Annotated in this window: 14 protein-coding genes, 3 tRNA genes and 3 rRNA genes; 16 read left to right on the top strand and 4 right to left on the bottom strand. The window is 59.5% G+C overall.

Features of this window, described 5'->3' with window-relative positions:
- Positions 1 to 12: 12 nt before the first annotated feature.
- Both tatB and tatC read left to right on the top strand, forming a co-directional pair.
- A complete protein-coding gene (gene tatB, locus AC1Z32_RS11770; protein ID WP_483478874.1) occupies positions 13 to 543 on the top strand; it encodes a Sec-independent protein translocase protein TatB in 531 nt (176 codons plus the stop codon).
- 46 nt (positions 544 to 589) lie between these two features.
- A complete protein-coding gene (gene tatC / locus AC1Z32_RS11765) occupies positions 590 to 1366 on the top strand; it encodes a twin-arginine translocase subunit TatC (protein WP_483478873.1) in 777 nt (258 codons plus the stop codon).
- Positions 1367 to 1462: 96 nt separating this feature from the next.
- Here the strand turns inward: tatC and AC1Z32_RS11760 are convergent, their stop codons facing one another.
- Positions 1463 to 2686 (bottom strand): S1C family serine protease, encoded by a 1224-nt coding sequence (locus tag AC1Z32_RS11760; RefSeq protein ID WP_483478872.1) that lies wholly within the window; start codon positions 2684 to 2686, stop codon positions 1463 to 1465.
- Between the two features lie 20 nt (positions 2687 to 2706).
- Between AC1Z32_RS11760 and AC1Z32_RS11755 the strand changes: the two genes are divergently transcribed.
- The 13 genes from AC1Z32_RS11755 to AC1Z32_RS11695 all read left to right on the top strand — a co-directional run bounded on the left by AC1Z32_RS11755 (position 2707) and on the right by AC1Z32_RS11695 (position 15244).
- A complete protein-coding gene (locus AC1Z32_RS11755) occupies positions 2707 to 3453 on the top strand; it encodes a Nif3-like dinuclear metal center hexameric protein (RefSeq protein ID WP_483478871.1) in 747 nt (248 codons plus the stop codon).
- Between the two features lie 218 nt (positions 3454 to 3671).
- On the top strand, positions 3672 to 4292 hold the full coding sequence (petA, locus tag AC1Z32_RS11750) for a ubiquinol-cytochrome c reductase iron-sulfur subunit (RefSeq protein WP_483478870.1): 621 nt from the start codon (positions 3672 to 3674) through the stop codon (positions 4290 to 4292).
- A complete protein-coding gene (locus tag AC1Z32_RS11745; protein WP_483478869.1) occupies positions 4293 to 5675 on the top strand; it encodes a cytochrome b in 1383 nt (460 codons plus the stop codon).
- Positions 5676 to 5698: 23 nt separating this feature from the next.
- Positions 5699 to 6454: a cytochrome c1 gene (locus AC1Z32_RS11740; RefSeq protein ID WP_483478868.1), complete on the top strand. Its 756-nt coding sequence runs from the start codon at positions 5699 to 5701 to the stop codon at positions 6452 to 6454.
- Positions 6455 to 6548: 94 nt separating this feature from the next.
- Positions 6549 to 7160, top strand: a complete 612-nt coding sequence (locus tag AC1Z32_RS11735; protein WP_483478867.1) for a glutathione S-transferase N-terminal domain-containing protein — start codon at positions 6549 to 6551, stop codon at positions 7158 to 7160.
- Positions 7161 to 7224: 64 nt separating this feature from the next.
- Positions 7225 to 7731 carry a ClpXP protease specificity-enhancing factor gene (locus tag AC1Z32_RS11730; protein ID WP_483478866.1) on the top strand — a complete coding sequence of 169 codons (507 nt, stop codon included), beginning with the start codon at positions 7225 to 7227 and terminating at the stop codon, positions 7729 to 7731.
- A gap of 18 nt (positions 7732 to 7749) precedes the next feature.
- Positions 7750 to 7825 (top strand) — tRNA-Thr (locus AC1Z32_RS11725).
- A 388-nt stretch (positions 7826 to 8213) separates the two neighbouring features.
- Positions 8214 to 9745, top strand: a 16S ribosomal RNA gene (locus tag AC1Z32_RS11720).
- A gap of 62 nt (positions 9746 to 9807) precedes the next feature.
- A tRNA-Ile gene (locus AC1Z32_RS11715) sits at positions 9808 to 9884 on the top strand.
- A gap of 45 nt (positions 9885 to 9929) precedes the next feature.
- Positions 9930 to 10005 (top strand) — tRNA-Ala (locus AC1Z32_RS11710).
- Between the two features lie 287 nt (positions 10006 to 10292).
- Positions 10293 to 13179, top strand: a 23S ribosomal RNA gene (locus AC1Z32_RS11705).
- A 172-nt stretch (positions 13180 to 13351) separates the two neighbouring features.
- Positions 13352 to 13465: ribosomal RNA gene (gene rrf, locus AC1Z32_RS11700) — 5S ribosomal RNA — on the top strand.
- Together the 16S, 23S and 5S rRNA genes with 3 tRNA genes alongside form the textbook arrangement of a ribosomal RNA operon.
- A gap of 144 nt (positions 13466 to 13609) precedes the next feature.
- On the top strand, positions 13610 to 15244 hold the full coding sequence (locus AC1Z32_RS11695; protein WP_483478865.1) for an NAD(P)/FAD-dependent oxidoreductase: 1635 nt from the start codon (positions 13610 to 13612) through the stop codon (positions 15242 to 15244).
- Positions 15245 to 15305: 61 nt separating this feature from the next.
- Here AC1Z32_RS11695 and AC1Z32_RS11690 read toward each other — a convergent pair whose 3' ends face one another.
- The 3 genes from AC1Z32_RS11690 to AC1Z32_RS11680 all read right to left on the bottom strand — a co-directional run bounded on the left by AC1Z32_RS11690 (position 15306) and on the right by AC1Z32_RS11680 (position 19396).
- Positions 15306 to 16847 carry a UxaA family hydrolase gene (locus tag AC1Z32_RS11690; protein WP_483478864.1) on the bottom strand — a complete coding sequence of 514 codons (1542 nt, stop codon included), beginning with the start codon at positions 16845 to 16847 and terminating at the stop codon, positions 15306 to 15308.
- Between the two features lie 14 nt (positions 16848 to 16861).
- Entirely contained in the window at positions 16862 to 18145 is a 1284-nt protein-coding gene (locus tag AC1Z32_RS11685; protein ID WP_483478863.1) for an MFS transporter, read from the bottom strand.
- A gap of 126 nt (positions 18146 to 18271) precedes the next feature.
- Entirely contained in the window at positions 18272 to 19396 is a 1125-nt protein-coding gene (locus tag AC1Z32_RS11680; RefSeq protein WP_483478862.1) for a mannitol dehydrogenase family protein, read from the bottom strand.
- A gap of 244 nt (positions 19397 to 19640) precedes the next feature.
- Here AC1Z32_RS11680 and AC1Z32_RS11675 point away from each other — a divergent pair, with 244 nt between their 5' ends.
- Positions 19641 to 20339, top strand: coding sequence for a FadR/GntR family transcriptional regulator (locus AC1Z32_RS11675; protein WP_483478861.1), 699 nt, complete (start codon positions 19641 to 19643; stop codon positions 20337 to 20339).
- Positions 20340 to 20363 lie beyond the last annotated feature (24 nt).

The raw sequence follows: 20363 nt of genomic DNA, 5'->3' as shown, positions 1-20363 counted from the left end.
ACTTTTCGTTCAATGCTCGATCTCGGTCTGACCAAAATGGCGGTCATCGGCGTCGTGGCGCTGGTGGTCCTCGGACCGGAGCGCCTGCCCGGTGTCGCGCGCACCGCGGGCGCGCTGTTCGGCCGCGCGCAGCGCTACATCAACGACGTCAAGTCGGAAGTCGCGCGCGAGATGGAACTCGATGAGCTGAAGAAAATGCGCACCGAGTTCGAGACCGCGGCGTCGAACGTCGAATCGACGATTCACGACACGCTGAAGCGCCATGAATCCGAGTTGAACGACGCATGGAAAGAGGGTACGTCGGTCGCGCCGAGCATCGCGGGCGGCGCGACGGAAGCGGCGGACAGCGCCGCGTCGGACAAGCCGTGGGCCAGCACGTCGTCATCGACGTCGGCCAAACGCAAGAACTGGCGCGTCAAGCAAAGCGCGATTCCCAACTGGTACAAGCGCACGACCGCGCGCCGCACGCGAGTCCAATCAGGCGCCGCGCGCGTCGCTCGGCATACGCCCGCCACCCTGCGCCGGCAGACAAAGTTCTTCTGAGCGAGCCGCGATTCCCTTCTATCGATGATTTCTACCGAGGGCCGGCGTGAGCGACCCGCAACACACTAAAGAAGAGCCCGTCGAAGAGACGTTCATTTCGCATCTGGTCGAATTGCGCGACCGTATCATCCGCGCGGGTGCTTCGGTCATCGTCGTGTTCATCGCGCTGGTGTACTGGGCGCCGGACATCTTCAAGCTGCTGGCGCGTCCGCTGATGCAGAACCTGCCGGCCGACGGCAAGATGATCGTCACCGACGTCACCGGCTCGTTCTTCGTGCCGATGAAGGTGACGATGCTCGTCGCCTTCGTCATCGCGCTGCCGTTCGTGCTGTATCAGATCTGGGCGTTCGTCGCGCCCGGCTTGTATCAGCACGAGAAGAAGCTCGTCGCGCCGCTCGTGTTCAGCAGCTACGCGCTCTTTCTGTGCGGCATGGCGTTCGCGTACTTCGTCGTGTTCCCGACGATCTTCCGCGTGATGGCGCACTACAACGCGCCGCTAGGCGCGGAAATGACGACAGATATCGACAATTACCTGAGCTTCGTGCTCACAATGTTCATCGCGTTCGGCGTGACGTTCGAGGTGCCGATCGTCGTCGTGCTGCTCGCGCGCATGGGCGTCGTGTCGATCCAGAAGCTCAAGCAGATTCGACCTTATGTGATCGTCGGCGCGTTCGTCATCTCGGCGGTCGTCACGCCGCCCGATGTCTTCTCGCAGCTGATTCTCGCGATTCCGCTCGTCATTCTTTATGAGGCGGGCATCATCGCGGCGCGGCTTGTGGTCGGCAAGGAACAGGTCAAGAGCGAGGAAGCGGCGGCGGAGTAGTCGCAGGGGTGCGGCTTATTGTCGCGTCGCGGGACCAACAAAAAAGGCAGCTTCGCTTCGTTGAAGCTGCCTTTTTACTTTTACGGCCAGGCCGATTTATTCGTCGCCCTGGTCGCCCTGATCGCCTTCGTCGTCCGGCATCTGCGGTGCGCGCGGCGGCGCGGGGCGCTTGCCGATCATCACGTTGACGTCCAGCTGCCTGTTCTTGCGCATCAGATGAACCTTCACCGACGTGCCCGGCTTGATCTGCGCGACGACGTTCAGCAGGCGCGTCGTGTCGGTGATGGTGTCGTCGTTGATCGACACGAGGATATCGCCCGGCTTGATGCCCGCTTTGTCCGCGGGGCCGCCCTGCAGCACGCCCGCAACGATCGCGCCGGATTTCTGATCCAGCCCGAACGATTCGGCGATCTCCGGCGTCACGTCCTGCGGCTCGACGCCGATCCAGCCACGCGTCACGCTGCCCGTGGTGATGATGCTTTCCAGCACGCTGCGCGCCGTCGACACCGGAATGGCGAAGCCGATGCCCAGCGAGCCGCCACTGCGCGAATAGATTGCCGTGTTGATGCCGAGCAGATTGCCGTTCACATCCACCAGCGCACCGCCCGAATTGCCCGGGTTGATCGCGGCGTCGGTCTGGATGAAGTTCTCGAACGTGTTGATGCCGAGGTGATTGCGCCCGAGCGCGCTCACGATGCCCATCGTGACCGTTTGTCCGACGCCGAACGGATTGCCGATCGCGAGCACGACATCGCCGACGCGCGTCTGATCCATCCGGCCGAGCGTGATGGTCGGCAGGTTGGTCATGTTGATCTTCAGTACGGCGAGGTCGGTTTCCGGATCGACGCCGATCACTTTCGCGCTCGACGTGCGACCATCGGCGAGCGCGACTTCGATTTGATCCGCCCCGTCGACGACATGCTGGTTCGTTAGAATGTAACCTTCCGAGCTGACGATGACGCCGGAGCCGAGATTCGACGCAGGCGGCTCGTCGCTCTTGCGCTTGTTCTTGTCACCGAAGAAGTAGCGGAACAGCGGGTCTTTCGCACGCGGGTCGGGCGGCAGGTTGCCGTCCTTGCTGGAGAACACGTTCACGACGGCCGGCATCGCCTTTTGCGCGCCGTCCGAAAAGGACGACTGGATCGGGCGCGAGCCGATGCTCGGCGCGACCTCTCGCAACGCGACGATCGGCTCGGCAAGCTGCTTGCCGAATTGGCCTTGACGTTGAAGCCACTGCGGTTTCAAGGTCGCGATGATGAACATCAGGGCCAAAAGCACGGTGACCGCTTGGGCAAAAAATAGCCAGAAGCGTCTAAGCATTTGAAGGGATAGAGGATTTCATGGATCGGATCGAACTCGAATTGTATCTGAACAATCTGCTGGAAATCGGCCGCTTCAAGGACTATTGCCCGAACGGTCTGCAGGTTGAAGGCGCGCGCCGCGTGCGGAAGATCGCGACCGGCGTGACTGCCTCGCAGGCCTTTCTCGAATCCGCGCTGGAGTGGGGCGCGGACACCGTGCTCGTCCATCACGGCTACTTCTGGCGCAACGAGGCGCCGCAGATCACGGGGCGCAAGTACCGCCGGCTGCACACGCTGATTGCCAACGACATCAATCTCTTCGCCTACCATCTCCCGCTCGATTCGCATCCCGAGCTCGGCAACAATGCGCAGATCGGTGCGCGGCTCGGGTTGATCGCCGATAGCCGTTTCGCCGATCAGGATCTCGGCTGGATCGCGACGCTCGCGATGCCGCTTTCGCTCGAGCACTTCAGCGCGATGGTCGAGAATGCGCTCGGCAGGAAGCCGCTCGTGTTCGGCGACACGGACAAGGAACTGCGGCGCGTGGCGTGGTGCACGGGCGGCGCGCAAGGTTATTTCGAGGAGGCCATCGCGGCCGGCGCGGACGTGTATCTGAGCGGCGAAGTCTCCGAGCAGACCATGCATATCGCGGCAGAATCGGGCGTGGCCTACATCGGCGCCGGCCATCACGCGACCGAGCGCTACGGCGTGCAGGCAGTTGGCGCGCACCTTTCGGAACAGTTCGACATCGAACATCTTTTTATCGATATCGATAATCCGGTTTAATACGCCATTAAGCCGGTGAGCCCATTATCGGGACATGCGGCGGCCTTAAATGGATGCTTCACTAGATTGCGCGAAAAACGTGGGGAAAACCCTGAAGCATCAATCACTTCGAGTGATTTTTGCTAGTCAGCCCTTGTAAATGCTAACTCCATTCGCGCACACTAACGGCGGAACAACTGATGTGACGGTATAAATCCAACTCAGAAGTGGGGCGTGTGATGCGAGACAAGGATGAAAAACGCGTCGACGGCGGCCGCCGTACCTGGCTGATTGCGACGACCGCAGCAGGTGGTTTCGGAGCTGTGGCAACCGTAGTTCCTTTCGTAGGTTCGTTTGCTCCGTCGGAGAAGGCCAAGGCGGCGGGCGCGCCCGTCGAGGTCGATATCAGCGGACTCAAGCCGGGCGAGATGATGACCGTCGCCTGGCGCGGCAAGCCGGTGTGGATCGTGAACCGCACCGATGAAATGCTCGCGGACGTCAAGAAGGCCGACAACGAAGTGGCCGACCCGACGTCCAAGATGGAGTTCTCGATGCCGTTGCCGGAGTACTGCAACAACGAGTATCGTTCGCGCGCCGATCACAGGAACATCTTCGTGGCGGTTGCCGTGTGCACGCATCTGGGCTGCACGCCGACGCCACGTTTCACTGAAGGACCGCAACCCAATCTCCCCGATAACTGGCCGGGCGGCTTCCTTTGCCCGTGCCACGGCTCGACCTACGACATGGCCGGCCGCGTCTTCAAGAACAAGCCCGCGCCGCAGAACCTGGACATTCCACCGTTCATGTTCACATCCGCGACGCAACTCGTGATCGGCAAGGACGAAAAGGGAGAGGCGTAAATGGCGACCGCAGACAAGGAAGTGGAGACCACGGGCCTGACCGGCTGGATCGACCGCCGGTTCCCGATGACCTCGACCTGGAAGAAGCACGTTTCCGAGTACTACGCGCCGAAGAACTTCAACTTCTGGTACTTCTTCGGTTCGCTCGCTTTGCTGGTGCTGGTTAACCAGATCGTCACCGGCATTTTCCTCACGATGAACTACAAGCCCGACGCGACACTTGCGTTCGCATCGGTCGAGTACATCATGCGGGAGGTGCCTTGGGGCTGGCTGATCCGCTACATGCATTCCACCGGCGCGTCGATGTTCTTCGTCGTCGTGTATCTGCACATGTTCCGCGGCCTGATGTACGGGTCGTATCGAAAGCCGCGCGAACTCGTGTGGATCTTCGGCTGCGCGATCTTCCTGTGCCTCATGGCCGAGGCGTTCTTCGGCTATCTGCTGCCGTGGGGGCAGATGTCGTTCTGGGGCGCGCAGGTGATCGTGAACCTGTTCTCGGCGATTCCGTTTATCGGGCCGGACCTGTCGCTCTGGATTCGCGGCGATTACGTCGTGTCCGATGTCACGCTGAACCGCTTCTTCGCGTTTCACGTGATCGCGATTCCGCTGGTGCTGATCGGGCTCGTGATCGCGCACCTGGTCGCGCTGCATGAAGTCGGATCGAACAATCCGGATGGCATCGAGATCAAGGCGAAGAAGGACGCGAACGGCATCCCGCTCGACGGCATTCCGTTCCATCCGTACTACTCGGTGCACGACTTCATGGGCGTGTGCGTGTTTTTGCTGATTTTCGCCGCGATCATCTTCTTCGCGCCGGAAATGGGCGGTTACTTCCTCGAAGCGAACAACTTCGTGCCCGCCAATCCGCTGCAGACGCCGCCGGAAATTGCGCCGGTGTGGTACTTCACCGCGTTCTACGCCATGCTTCGCGCCACCACGGACCCGTTCAAGATCGTGCTGATGATCGTGATCGCCGCGCTCGCTCTGCTCGCGCTTGTCCGCGCGCGCGGCAAGTGGCGTATCGGGCTGCCGGTGCTGGCGGTGCTCGTGCTCATCTTCATGGCGCTGACGGAATCGAAGTTCTGGGGCGTGGTCGTGATGGGCACGGCGGTCGTTTCGCTCTTCTTCCTGCCGTGGCTGGACCGCAGCCCGGTGAAGTCGATCCGCTACCGGCCGCTGTTCCACAAGGTCTTCTACGCGATCTTCGTCTTTGCGTTCTTGATGCTGGGCTTTTTGGGCACGCGACCGCCATCGCCGGCCGCGACGCTGATCGCGCAGATCTGCGCGCTGATCTACTTCGCCTTCTTCCTCGGCATGCCTTTCTGGACGCCGCGCGGCAGGTTCAAGGCGCCGCCTGAGCGAGTGCACTACAAACCTCACTGAGCGCCCGTCCGGAGACGAATACGATGAAAAAATGGCTCTCTGCAATATCGATGATCGGCGCGATGCTGTTCGCGTTTGCCGCGGCGCCCGTGCATGCCGAGGAAGAAGCGGTGCTGGACCGCGCCCCGGATAGCTCGGACAATCTCGCATCCTTGCAGCACGGCGCCCAAGTTTTTGTAAACTACTGCCTGAACTGCCACAGCGCGAACCTGATGCGTTACAACCGGCTGACCGATCTCGGCATCAGCGAAAAGCAGATTCAGGAAAATCTGCTTTTCTCGACCGACAAGGTTGGCAACACGATGTCCATCGCGATGCGCCCGGAAGACGCGAAAGCGTGGTTCGGGGCGTCGCCGCCGGATTTGTCGGTGGAGGCGCGGGCGCGCGGCAAGGACTGGCTCTATACGTACTTGCGGAGTTTCTACCGAGATCCGACGCGGCCCACCGGGTGGAATAATCGCGTGTACGAGAATGTCGGTATGCCGCACGTGCTGTGGACGCTGCAGGGCATCCGGGATGCGAAATTCGAGACCGATACGGACGAAAAGACCGGCGAAAAGGTAAGAAGATTCGTGGGTTACACTCAGGTTACACCTGGTGCCATGTCGTCCGTGGATTATGATTCAACTGTGGCCGATCTCGTTTCGTACATGTCGTGGATGTCGGAACCCGCGCAGCAGACGCGCAAGCGGCTTGGCGTCTGGGTTCTGCTGTTCCTGGCGTTCTTGAGTTTCCTCGCGTGGCGCCTGAACGCGGCATACTGGAAAGATATCAAATAGCGCGCCTTCGAAGGCGTGGGTCGGCGCGACGGCGTTTTCCGGAAGGGGAACGCCGCGGCCGGCCCTTCGAGTTTACTGAAGGAACTTTAAAAACATGATGGTTCTGTATTCCGGCACTACTTGCCCGTTCTCCCAGCGCTGCCGGCTGGTGTTGTTCGAAAAGGGCATGGATTTCGAGATCCGCGACGTCGATCTGTTCAACAAGCCGGAAGACATCGCGGTGATGAACCCTTACGGACAGGTTCCGATTCTCGTCGAGCGCGACCTGATTCTGTACGAGTCGAATATCATCAACGAATATATCGACGAGCGTTTCCCGCACCCGCAACTCATGCCGGCGGATCCGGTGCAGCGCGCCCGCGCGCGACTCTTCCTGCTGAATTTCGAGAAGGAACTGTTCGTTCATGTCGGCACGCTCGAGAACGAGAAGGGCAAGGCGGCCGAGAAGAACCACGAAAGGGCGCGCGGCGCGATCCGCGATCGCCTCACGCAGCTCGCACCGATCTTCCTGAAGAACAAGTACATGCTGGGCGAAGAGTTCTCGATGCTCGACGTTGCGATCGCGCCGCTGCTGTGGCGTCTGGATCACTACGGGATCGAACTGTCGAAGAACGCCGCACCGTTGATGAAGTACGCCGAGCGGATTTTCAGCCGTCCGGCTTATATTGAAGCGCTGACGCCTTCCGAAAAGGTGATGCGTCGATAGTTTGAGTGCGTTGGGACGCGGTGGTGCGGATTTCGCGCGGCCGCATTCCAGCAGAGGAAAGTTGATGCAAGAGATTTCCACCAAGCCTTATTTGTTGCGTGCGCTGTACGAGTGGTGCACGGACAATGGTTTCACGCCTCACATCGCCGTGCGGGTCGATGCCGCCACGCGCGTGCCGCGTCAGTTCGTGCGCAACGACGAGATCGTGTTGAACATCAGTTTCGAGGCGACGAGCCAGCTGCAGATGGGCAACGAGTGGATCGAATTCAGCGCGCGGTTCTCAGGCAAATCGCACAAGATCGAAGTGCAGGTTGCCAACGTGCTGGCCATCTACGCGCGCGAGAACGGGCAGGGCATGGCGTTTCCGGTCGAGCCTTCGCATTCCGGCGCGGATTCGTCGGGCGCTTCCATCGCTTCGCGACCGGTCGAGCGTGAAACGCGGCAGATCGAGGAGTCGGCGCGCGAGCGTGCGGATTCGACGGCGGCATCGTCGCAGCACGAGCCACAGACAGGCGCCGATGACGACGCTTCGAAATCGCCCGCGCGATCCCACCTCAAAGTCGTTAAATGAAGTAGAATCTCGTCCTTCGCCGGCTTAGCTCATCTGGTAGAGCAGTTGATTTGTAATCATCAGGTGGCGGGTTCGAGTCCTGCAGCCGGCACCAAGACTTACGTCGACGGCTCGTGCGACATTCGCACGAGCCGTTTGCTTTAAGTGAGTCGGTCGACAAGAAACGAAAGCTTCAAATTCTTGTTGACAGATCTGGAAACGTTCTTCATAATCTCGTTTCTCTGCTGCTGATAACGCAGCGACGCAAGACGGCAGGTAGCAAAGCCCTTGCGATGTGCTCTTTAAAAACTAACAGCCGATAAGTGTGGGCGCTTGATGGCGAGTGCGGCTGGGGTTCTTCGGAATTTCGGCGATAGCAAAAGTAATCAAGAGTCTCACACGAAGTATCAGAGGAAGGTTTTTCTGTCTTTTGACAGATTAATCATCGTCAGTACGTTGAGTGAGCGACCGGGTTCATGGAACCCGAAAACAGTAACAGGTTTGAACTGAAGAGTTTGATCCTGGCTCAGATTGAACGCTGGCGGCATGCCTTACACATGCAAGTCGAACGGCAGCACGGGGGCAACCCTGGTGGCGAGTGGCGAACGGGTGAGTAATACATCGGAACGTGTCCTGTAGTGGGGGATAGCCCGGCGAAAGCCGGATTAATACCGCATACGACCTAAGGGAGAAAGCGGGGGATCTTCGGACCTCGCGCTATAGGGGCGGCCGATGGCAGATTAGCTAGTTGGTGGGGTAAAGGCCTACCAAGGCGACGATCTGTAGCTGGTCTGAGAGGACGACCAGCCACACTGGGACTGAGACACGGCCCAGACTCCTACGGGAGGCAGCAGTGGGGAATTTTGGACAATGGGGGCAACCCTGATCCAGCAATGCCGCGTGTGTGAAGAAGGCCTTCGGGTTGTAAAGCACTTTTGTCCGGAAAGAAAACTTCGCCGCTAATATCGGTGGAGGATGACGGTACCGGAAGAATAAGCACCGGCTAACTACGTGCCAGCAGCCGCGGTAATACGTAGGGTGCGAGCGTTAATCGGAATTACTGGGCGTAAAGCGTGCGCAGGCGGTCTGTTAAGACCGATGTGAAATCCCCGGGCTTAACCTGGGAACTGCATTGGTGACTGGCAGGCTTTGAGTATGGCAGAGGGGGGTAGAATTCCACGTGTAGCAGTGAAATGCGTAGAGATGTGGAGGAATACCGATGGCGAAGGCAGCCCCCTGGGCCAATACTGACGCTCATGCACGAAAGCGTGGGGAGCAAACAGGATTAGATACCCTGGTAGTCCACGCCCTAAACGATGTCAACTAGTTGTTGGGGATTCATTTCCTTAGTAACGTAGCTAACGCGTGAAGTTGACCGCCTGGGGAGTACGGTCGCAAGATTAAAACTCAAAGGAATTGACGGGGACCCGCACAAGCGGTGGATGATGTGGATTAATTCGATGCAACGCGAAAAACCTTACCTACCCTTGACATGGCCGGAAGTCTGCTGAGAGGTGGACGTGCTCGAAAGAGAACCGGCGCACAGGTGCTGCATGGCTGTCGTCAGCTCGTGTCGTGAGATGTTGGGTTAAGTCCCGCAACGAGCGCAACCCTTGTCCTTAGTTGCTACGCAAGAGCACTCTAAGGAGACTGCCGGTGACAAACCGGAGGAAGGTGGGGATGACGTCAAGTCCTCATGGCCCTTATGGGTAGGGCTTCACACGTCATACAATGGTCGGAACAGAGGGTTGCCAAGCCGCGAGGTGGAGCCAATCCCAGAAAACCGATCGTAGTCCGGATCGCAGTCTGCAACTCGACTGCGTGAAGCTGGAATCGCTAGTAATCGCGGATCAGCATGCCGCGGTGAATACGTTCCCGGGTCTTGTACACACCGCCCGTCACACCATGGGAGTGGGTTTCACCAGAAGTAGGTAGCCTAACCGCAAGGAGGGCGCTTACCACGGTGGGATTCATGACTGGGGTGAAGTCGTAACAAGGTAGCCGTATCGGAAGGTGCGGCTGGATCACCTCCTTTCTCGAGCTTCGCACGACACTATCAAGTGCTCACGCTTATCGGCTGTGGTTAAGACAGGCTAAGGGTCTGTAGCTCAGTCGGTTAGAGCACCGTCTTGATAAGGCGGGGGTCGTTGGTTCGAATCCAACCAGACCCACCACCCGGGGCGTGCTGATGAGAGACGGAGTCGAAGTCAGGCATACACGGGGGATTAGCTCAGCTGGGAGAGCACCTGCTTTGCAAGCAGGGGGTCGTCGGTTCGATCCCGTCATCCTCCACCAATCCTCAATGCACAGTGTTCAAATCATTGAATCCTGTGCATTGGCGATTGAAGCCAGTTGATGCTGTAGGTATAGAAGTGCACCTATCGGCTAAACGTTCTTTAACAATCTGGAAGAAGTAGTAAAGAGAATCGCGAAAGCGCTTAGAGATGGGCGTGATTAACGATTCAGGGTAGTGATTGTATCAAGTATGAAAAGTGATCTTAATGATGACTTGGAATACGGCACAACGCGAATACTCAGCCTATGACGTGGTGAAGACGCGCAAGCAGACACACTCGTTATAGGGTCAAGCGAACAAGTGCATGTGGTGGATGCCTTGGCGATCACAGGCGATGAAGGACGCGGTAGCCTGCGAAAAGTTGTGGGGAGCTGGCAAACGAGCTTTGATCCACAAATGTCCGAATGGGGAAACCCACTCCTAATGGAGTATCCATAGCTGAATACATAGGCTATGTGAAGCGAACGCGGTGAACTGAAACATCTAAGTAACCGCAGGAACAGAAATCAACCGAGATTCCCAAAGTAGTGGCGAGCGAAATGGGAGCAGCCTGTACTCTTTATTTGTATTGTTAGCTGAACGCTCTGGAAAGTGCGGCCATAGCAGGTGATAGCCCTGTAAGCGAAAACAGTATGAAAGAACTAGGGGTACGACAAGTAGGGCGGGACACGTGAAATCCTGTCTGAAGATGGGGGGACCATCCTCCAAGGCTAAATACTCGTGATCGACCGATAGTGAACCAGTACCGTGAGGGAAAGGCGAAAAGAACCCCGGGAGGGGAGTGAAATAGATCCTGAAACCGCATGCATACAAACAGTCGGAGCCTCGTAAGGGGTGACGGCGTACCTTTTGTATAATGGGTCAGCGACTTACGTTCAGTAGCGAGCTTAACTGATTAAGGCAGGCGTAGCGAAAGCGAGTCCGAATAGGGCGATCAGTTGCTGGGCGTAGACCCGAAACCAAGTGATCTATCCATGGCCAGGTTGAAGGTGCGGTAACACGTACTGGAGGACCGAACCCACTAACGTTGAAAAGTTAGGGGATGAGCTGTGGATAGGGGTGAAAGGCTAAACAAACTTGGAAATAGCTGGTTCTCTCCGAAAACTATTTAGGTAGTGCCTCGTGTATCACCTTCGGGGGTAGAGCACTGTCATGGTTGTGGGGTCCATTGCGGATTACTACGCCATAGCAAACTCCGAATACCGAAGAGTGCAATCACGGGAGACAGACATCGGGTGCTAACGTCCGGTGTCAAGAGGGAAACAACCCAGACCGCCAGCTAAGGTCCCAAAGATTGGCTAAGTGGGAAACGAAGTGGGAAGGCTAAAACAGTCAGGAGGTTGGCTTAGAAGCAGCCACCCTTTAAAGAAAGCGTAATAGCTCACTGATCGAGTCGTCCTGCGCGGAAGATGTAACGGGGCTCAAGCCAGTCACCGAAGCTGCGGATACACGTTGAAAGATACGTGTGTGGTAGGAGAGCGTTCCGTAAGCCTGCGAAGGTGTGTCGAAAGGCATGCTGGAGGTATCGGAAGTGCGAATGCTGACATGAGTAGCGATAAAGGGGGTGAAAAGCCCCCTCGCCGTAAGCCCAAGGTTTCCTACGCAACGTTCATCGGCGTAGGGTGAGTCGGCCCCTAAGGCGAGGCAGAAATGCGTAGCTGATGGGAAGCAGGTCAATATTCCTGCACCATTGTTAGATGCGATGGGGGGACGGATCGCGGAAGGTTGTCCGGGTGTTGGACGTCCCGGTCGCTGCATTGGAGAAGGTGCTTAGGCAAATCCGGGCACGTAATTCAAGGGTGTGGCGCGAGCTTCTTCGGAAGCGAAGCAATTGGAAGTGGTTCCAAGAAAAGCCTCTAAGCTTCAGTCTAATGATGACCGTACCGCAAACCGACACAGGTGGGCGAGATGAGTATTCTAAGGCGCTTGAGAGAACTCGGGAGAAGGAACTCGGCAAATTGGTACCGTAACTTCGGGATAAGGTACGCCCTTGTAGCTTGACTGGCCTGCGCCAGGAGGGTGAAAGGGTTGCAATAAACTGGTGGCTGCGACTGTTTAATAAAAACACAGCACTCTGCAAACACGAAAGTGGACGTATAGGGTGTGACGCCTGCCCGGTGCCGGAAGATTAAATGATGGGGTGCAAGCTCTTGATTGAAGTCCCGGTAAACGGCGGCCGTAACTATAACGGTCCTAAGGTAGCGAAATTCCTTGTCGGGTAAGTTCCGACCTGCACGAATGGCGTAACGATGGCCACACTGTCTCCTCCCGAGACTCAGCGAAGTTGAAGTGTTTGTGATGATGCAATCTCCCCGCGGCTAGACGGAAAGACCCCATGAACCTTTACTGTAGCTTTGCATTGGACTTTGAACCGATCTGTGTAGGATAGGTGGGAGGCTATGAAGCCAGGACGCTAGTCTTGGTGGAGCCGTCCTTGAAATACCACCCTGGTTTGTTTGAGGTTCTAACCTTGGCCCGTGATCCGGGTCGGGGACAGTGCATGGTAGGCAGTTTGACTGGGGCGGTCTCCTCCCAAAGTGTAACGGAGGAGTACGAAGGTACGCTAGGTACGGTCGGAAATCGTGCTGATAGTGCAATGGCATAAGCGTGCTTAACTGCGAGACCGACAAGTCGAGCAGGTGCGAAAGCAGGTCATAGTGATCCGGTGGTTCTGTATGGAAGGGCCATCGCTCAACGGATAAAAGGTACTCTGGGGATAACAGGCTGATACCGCCCAAGAGTTCATATCGACGGCGGTGTTTGGCACCTCGATGTCGGCTCATCTCATCCTGGGGCTGTAGCCGGTCCCAAGGGTATGGCTGTTCGCCATTTAAAGAGGTACGTGAGCTGGGTTTAAAACGTCGTGAGACAGTTTGGTCCCTATCTGCCGTGGGCGTTGGATATTTGAAGGGGGCTGCTCCTAGTACGAGAGGACCGGAGTGGACGAACCTCTGGTGTACCGGTTGTGACGCCAGTCGCATCGCCGGGTAGCTATGTTCGGAAGAGATAACCGCTGAAAGCATCTAAGCGGGAAACTCGCCTTAAGATGAGATATCCCCGGGGCTTCGAGCCCCTTGAAGGGTCGTTCCAGACCAGGACGTTGATAGGTCAGGTGTGTAAGTGCAGTAATGCATTGAGCTAACTGATACTAATTGCCCGTAAGGCTTGATCCTATAACCAGTGTGTTTGCGTCAGTCTCAAGTTAGCGCTTTAGCGCTGACTGGGACAAGTCCCCGTAGGGGAACGCTGGTTGAGTGACGCCTGTGCCCGCAGTCACTGCCCAAACACTTCTACTTCTTCCCAGATTGGCTGTAGCGCGAACCCGCGACACAGCAACAAGTCATGCCTGATGACCATAGCGAGTCGGTACCACCCCTTCCCATCCCGAACAGGACCGTGAAACGACTCCACGCCGATGATAGTGCGGATCACCCGTGTGAAAGTAGGTAATCGTCAGGCTCCTCATGCTGAAACAAAAACCCCACCCCATAAAGGTGGGGTTTTTGCGTTTGGGGGCGCAATCGCGAAGCAACGATGCCCCTATCTCAAGCGCTAAAATCTCCCACGTACTCCAAATGCACGGCCAGTGCCGTCGACTTCCCGATGCTACGTCTAAGCGAAATCAAGCTCTCGCTCGATCACCCCGAATCAGCTATCGAACCTGAGGTACACGCGCGTCTCGCAGAGATCGGCGTCGATCCGAATGAGCTCGTGAGCTTCCATGTATTTCGCCGAGCCCACGATGCACGCAAACGCTCCGACATCAAACTCACGTACATCATCGATGTCGAACTGCGGGACGAAGCATCGGTATTGAAGCGTCTGGAAGCGCGTCCTCACCCGCACGTGGGTGTTACGCCGGACATGAGCTATCGATTCGTCGCCCAGGCACCGGCGCGTTCGACGATGCTGCGCCCCGTCGTGATCGGCATGGGTCCGTGCGGGCTTTTTGCTGGCTTGATCCTCGCGCAGATGGGCTTTCGCCCGATCATCCTCGAACGCGGTAAGGCCGTGCGCGAACGGACGAAAGATACGTGGGGCTTGTGGCGTAAGAACGAGCTCAACCCGGAGTCCAACGTACAGTTCGGCGAAGGCGGCGCCGGGACGTTCTCCGACGGCAAGCTCTACAGTCAGATCAAGGATCCGAAGCACTACGGTCGCAAAGTGCTCGACGAATTCGTGAAGGCCGGCGCGCCCGAAGACATCCTGTACTTGAGCCGCCCGCATATCGGCACGTTCAGGCTGGTGAGCATGGTCGAGAAGATGCGCGCGCAGATTCATCAACTCGGTGGCGAAGTGCGATTCCAGCATCGGGTCGAGGACATCGACATCGATAACGGCAAGGTTCGCGGACTGCGTCTTTCGACCGGGGAAACGCTGCGCTGCGATCACGTCGTGCTGGCCGTCGGTCATAGCGCGCGCGACACGTTCAAGATGCTGCACGACCGCGGCGTCTACATGGAAGCGAAGTCGTTCTCTCTCGGATTTCGCATCGAGCATCCGCAAGGCGTGATCGATCGGAGCCGGTTCGGCAAATTCGCCGGTCACGAGCGGCTGGGCGCAGCCGACTACAAGGTGGTCCATCACTGCAGCAACGGCCGCGCGGTGTACAGCTTCTGCATGTGCCCGGGCGGCACGGTCGTCGCGGCGACATCGGAGCCGGGGCGCGTCGTGACCAATGGCATGAGTCAGTATTCGCGCGCCGAACGCAACGCGAACGCCGGCATCGTGGTGGGCATCACGCCGGAGGATTACCCTGGCGGCCCGCTCGCGGGCATCGAATTTCAGCGCAAGTGGGAAGAGCGCGCGTTCGAGCTCGGCGGCGGTGACTACTGCGCGCCGGGGCAACTCGTCGGCGATTTCATCGCGGGTCGACCTTCTACGTCGCTCGGCTCGGTCACTCCTTCGTACAAGCCGGGCGTGAAGCCGACCGATCTCAGCACCGCGCTGCCGGACTACGTGATCGAAGCGATTCGTGAAGCCTTGCCCGAACTCGACAAGAAGATCAAAGGCTTCGCAATGCACGACGCCGTGCTGACGGGCGTGGAGACGCGTACCTCCTCACCGTTGCGCGTGCGTCGCAAGGACGATTATCAGAGCATGAACGTCGAAGGCTTGTACCCGGCGGGCGAGGGCGCGGGCTATGCGGGTGGCATCTATTCCGCGGCGATCGACGGGATCGAAGTCGCTGAAGCGGTAGCGTTGAATATGATGGCCGCACACGCGGCAACCGCCTGAAACGAAAAAGGCGCGTCCATCAAGCGACGCGCCTTCCGATCGATACAGCCGCAACGATAAATCAGGTCACCACACCCACCTGCCAGGGCACGAATTCACTCTGCCCATACCCATGCAGCTCGCTCTTCGACGCCACGCCTGACGCGCAATCGAGCATCATCTGGAAGATCTGTTCGCCGAGCTGCTCGATGGTCGCGGAACCATCGATCACGCCGCCGCAGTTGATATCCATATCCTCTTCCTGCCGCTCCCACAGCGCCGTGTTGGTCGCGAGCTTGAGCGAAGGCGAGGGCGCGCAGCCGTAAGCCGAGCCGCGTCCCGTCGTGAAGCAGATCAGGTTCGCACCCGATGCAACCTGGCCCGTCGCGGACATCGGATCGTAGCCGGGCGAATCCATGAAGACGAAGCCCTTGGCATCGATGCGCTGAGCGTACTCATAGACCTCGACGAGATTCGTCGTGCCGCCCTTTGCGACCGCGCCGAGCGACTTCTCGAGAATGGTCGTCAATCCGCCGACCTTGTTGCCCGCCGACGGATTGTTGTCCATCGCGGCGCCGTTGCGCGCACAGTATTCTTCCCACCACTTGATGCGCGTGAGCAGCTTTTCACCGACTTCCCGGCTTACCGCGCGCCGCGTCAGCAGATGCTCGGCGCCATAGACTTCAGGCGTTTCTGAGAGAATAGCCGTCCCGCCATGCGCGACGAGCTTGTCCACCGCCGCGCCGAGCGCCGGATTGGCGGAAATGCCCGAATAGCCATCCGATCCACCGCACTGCAATCCGACGATCAGATGCGAAGCCGGCACCGGCTCGCGCTGCACGCGATTCGCGTCCGCGAGCATTTCCTTCACGATCGCGATACCGCGCTCGATCGTCTTTCTCGTACCGCCGCTGTCCTGAATCGTGAAGCTGCGCAGCTTTTCGCCGTCCTTCAGGCCGCTCGATTCGAGCACGCCCGAGATCTGATTCGTTTCACATCCCAGGCCGACGAACAGCACCGAATGAAAGTTCGGGTGCACCGCGTAACCCGCAAGCGTGCGGCGCAAAATGCCGAGACCTTCGCCCTGCATGTCGATGCCGCATCCGAGCCCATGCGTGAGCGCGATCACGCCATCCACGTTCGGATAATCCGCGAGCGCTTCCGGATGCACGTCGCGCCGGAAATGATCGGCGATCGCGCGCGCGACCGTTGCCGAGCAGTTCACGCTCGTGAGCACGCCGACGAAGTTGCGCGTCGCGACGCGGCCGTCATCGCGGCGAATGCCCATGAAGGTCGCGGGCTTGTCGACGAACGGCGTCGGATGCAGATCGACGCCGAATTCGTGCTCGCGCGCGAAATCGGCCATCGACAGATTGTGCGTATGCACGTGCTGCCCGCGCGCGATCGCCTCGCGCGCCACGCCGATGACCTGGTTGTAGCGCTTGACGGGCGCGCCCGCGGCGATATCGCGCGTCGCGATCTTGTGTCCTGGCGGAATCAGGCCGGCGACGACGAGATCCTCCGACGCGATCCGCGCGCCGGAGAGCAACTGACGCGTCGCGATCACGACATCGTCGTTGGGATGCAGCCGGATGACCGCATGGTCGGTGGATGTGGTGGACATGGTTTTTCTCAGACTCAGACCGTGGAAGGTGCGCGATCGTCGCGCCGGGCTTGCTCGTCGTCGGCGCGATTGAGCGGCTCGATCTTGCCGACGATGACAAGATAGCTGAACGCGCCGAGGAAGCAGAAGCCGCCCGCGACACACAGCGGAATCACGAACGAGCCCTTGGTGATAGCGAGCATCACGCCGGTGAAGGTCGTGATGACGATGCCCGCCAGGTTCGACGCGAAGTTCTGGATACCGCCAATCGACGCGACGTGATCCGGCGTCGGTGCGACGTCGCTCGGCAGCGACCAGATGCTGGCGGCCGCAAAGGCGAGGCTGGCGTAAGCGATGCCGAAGAACGCGAGCATCAGATAGATATTGGTCACGAATGCGCAGAGCGTGATGACCGACGACATCAGCATGCCGCCGACCATGCAGGTCTTGCGTGCGGCGGTGAGGCTCCAGCCGCGCTTGAAGAGCGAGTCCGAAATGACGCCGCCCAGCCAGCCGCCCGGAATCGACATCAGCGCGGGAATCGTGCCCAGCGTGCCGAGCGATTTCAGCGAGAAGCCATGCGCCTGCACGAGATAGCTCGGGAACCAGGTGATGAAGAAGTAGATGACGAAGTTCAGGCAGAAGAAGCCGAGCATCATGCCCCACAGCGTGCGGTACTTGAACAGCGACGCCCACGACACCTTGTTCCTCGGTGCGACCGGAACCGGCGCGACATCCGTTTCGCCCGTCAGATCGCCCTTCGACTTGTTACGGTAGATCAGGAACCAGCCGAGAATCCACACGAAGCCGATCACGCCCGTGATGACGAAGGACGCTTCCCAGCCGAACGTGCTGATGATGAGCGCGACGACCGGAATCGACAGCGCGGAGCCCACGCGCGAGCCGCTATCGAAGATGCTGGTCGCGAACGCGCGCTGTTCCTTCTTGAACCATTGCGACACGAGCTTCGCGCACGAAGGATACGCACCCGCCTCGCCGACGCCGAGCATCAGGCGGCAGCCGAACATGCCGACGACGCTCGTCGCGACGGCGGTCAGCGCCGTGAACACGGACCACCAGCCCACCGCGAGCGGCAGCGCGATGCGCGCGCCGACGCGGTCGACGAACCAGCCGAACGGCATCTGCATGAGCGCGTAGCTCCAGAAGAAGCCGCTCAGGATGAAGCCCATTTCAGCCGGGCCGATGTTGAGCGCCTTCTCGATTTGCGGCGCGGCGACCGCGAGGTTCGCGCGATCGATGTAATTGATCGCGATCGCCAGAAAAGCCAGAAATATTACTACCCAACGCATTTTGCGCATCGTTTGTCTCCTCAGTGGGCGGCACTTCATTCATTTCGACGTTCCGCGATGCCGGCGCGGTGAGTCGTGATTCAAAAGGAATTCGGAAAACGCGGTCCGCTTCTTCGGCGGATCTCGCGAGGTGCTTCAGTGCGCGGCGAGTGCGTCGCGCAGACGTTTCTGCTCGATATCGAGCTTCAGTTCGCGAGCGAGATCGATGACCGGCTGAAGGCGCCGGCCCTTCTTTTCGTCGTGATTGCGCGCGATGTCCGCAAGCCGATGCACGAGAAACGGGTTTTCGAAGCGATCGCGCACGCTCGCGAGGTATTCCTCCGCGACGTCGCGCTTGCCGAGCGCCGCGAACACAGGAAGCACTTCGTCGCGCCACACCGCTTCGAGCGGCTCGCGATATGCCGGATCGCGCATTGCGTCGAGCACGGTCATGTCGGCGGCGCCGTCGCGCGCGCGCCAGATTTCCGCGAGCATCGTGTGACCGAGATTCAGCATCAGCAGCTTGAGACGCTCGTAGTGCGCGAGATCGTCGGTGACGACGATGTCCTCGTGCTCGCACGGCAGCAGCATGCCCGCCTGCCGCTCGATCGCCCACAGCGCGTACGGTTCCGCGATCGCGCCGACCGGCTGGATCGGCTCCGACACGATCCGGTCGACGAGTGAATTCACCCACACGCAGTCTTTCGTCAGATAGCCGATGAACGCCTCATCGACCTTCCAGCCGCGCACGACGCCAATAACCAGATCGCGCAGCGTGTCGCCGTTGCGCGAAACCAGCTCGCACGGAAGGAGCGTGATGGGCGCCGCGCCCGCCTGATACCGCGCGTGGAGCAGCACCGCCAGCTTCGCCGCGAAGCCGCGCGGTGTGCGCTGGCCGTCGAGCAGATCGGCCGTGTCTTCGTCGAAGAGCGCGTAGCCGGCGTCGGCCGTGTTCGAGACGATCACCTTCACGTCGCGCTTCATGCGCTCGATCAGAAGCGGCCAGTCCTCGTTCGCGTGCAAAGCCTCGGTGATCGAATCGCATTCGATGGTCGTATCGACCGTTTCGTCGCGCTGCAGTCCGCGGATGCGCACCGGATAGCGGCCCGCCGAGCGCAACGCGTCGACGCGCGCACGGCTGTCGGCGCTGGATGTGGTCTGCACGACAGTGATTTTGCCGAGCGCCGACGCGGGATCGCGGCGCGCCGCGACGGCTACGAAGAAATCGACGTGCGCCTGCAGAAAACGGCTGGTGCCGAATTGGAGAATCGGATTGTTCATGTTTGCGCGTGCCGCTCGTCGCGAGGGCTCGGTACGGGGCTGATTCGTGTGGGAACGGTTCCAGATCGCCATAAAAAAATTGGCCACCTGGCCTTACCGGATTGCATACTAGTGTCTTGAAATAGAATTGGTCAAGCCACTTGTAAGCGGCCGGACAACGGCAAACGCCCGCCCCACGGTGCGTCAACCCTTCCGCTGATTACAATCCACGTTTTCCCCGAGACAAAAAAGCAGGAGACAGCACGTGAGCGTGAAACCAGTCGAAACGCGCCGCCTCTATCTACAGATCGCCGACAAGCTGCGCGGGCTGATCGAGCAGCAGGATTTCGCACCGAACGGGCGTCTGCCGTCCGAACGCGAACTGGCGCAGACGCTCGGCGTTTCGCGGCCATCGGTGCGCGAAGCGCTCGTCGCGCTGGAACTCGAAGGGCGCGTCGAAATCCGCATGGGCTCGGGCGTGTATATCGTCGCGGCGCCCGCCGCCAAACCGCCGACGGCCGAGGCGGAACTCGGCGAAAGCCCGATCGAGATCATGAACGCGCGCAGCGTGATCGAAGGCGCGATCGCGGCGTGCGTCGCACCGTTCGCGAAGCCGAAGGAGCTGAAAGCGCTGCGCGCGGTCTACGAGACGATGGCGCGTGAAGTCGAGAACGGGCAGGTGCCGATGGCGGCCGATCGCGCGTTTCACATCGCGATTGCGCAGATGACGGGCAACGACGTGCTGGTGCGCACGGTCGGCAGTCTCTACGACGAGCGGCACAGCCCGCTGTCGTCGACATTGCGTGGGCACTTCGAAGGGGAGGAAACCTGGGCGGCCGCGCTCGGCGAGCATCGGGAAATTCTGGAAGCGCTGGAAGCGCGCGACGCAATACAGGCGCAGGCCGCCATGCAGCGGCACATGCGTCAGTCCGCGGCGCGTCTGATGACGAGGCGCAAGAACTGACACCGGCGCGCGCTCGGGATGCGC

It is taken from the genome of Caballeronia sp. 11_S32, assembly GCF_056930355.1.
Note: the sequence above shows the minus strand (reverse complement) of the source record. Positions and strands in the feature narration are given on the sequence as shown.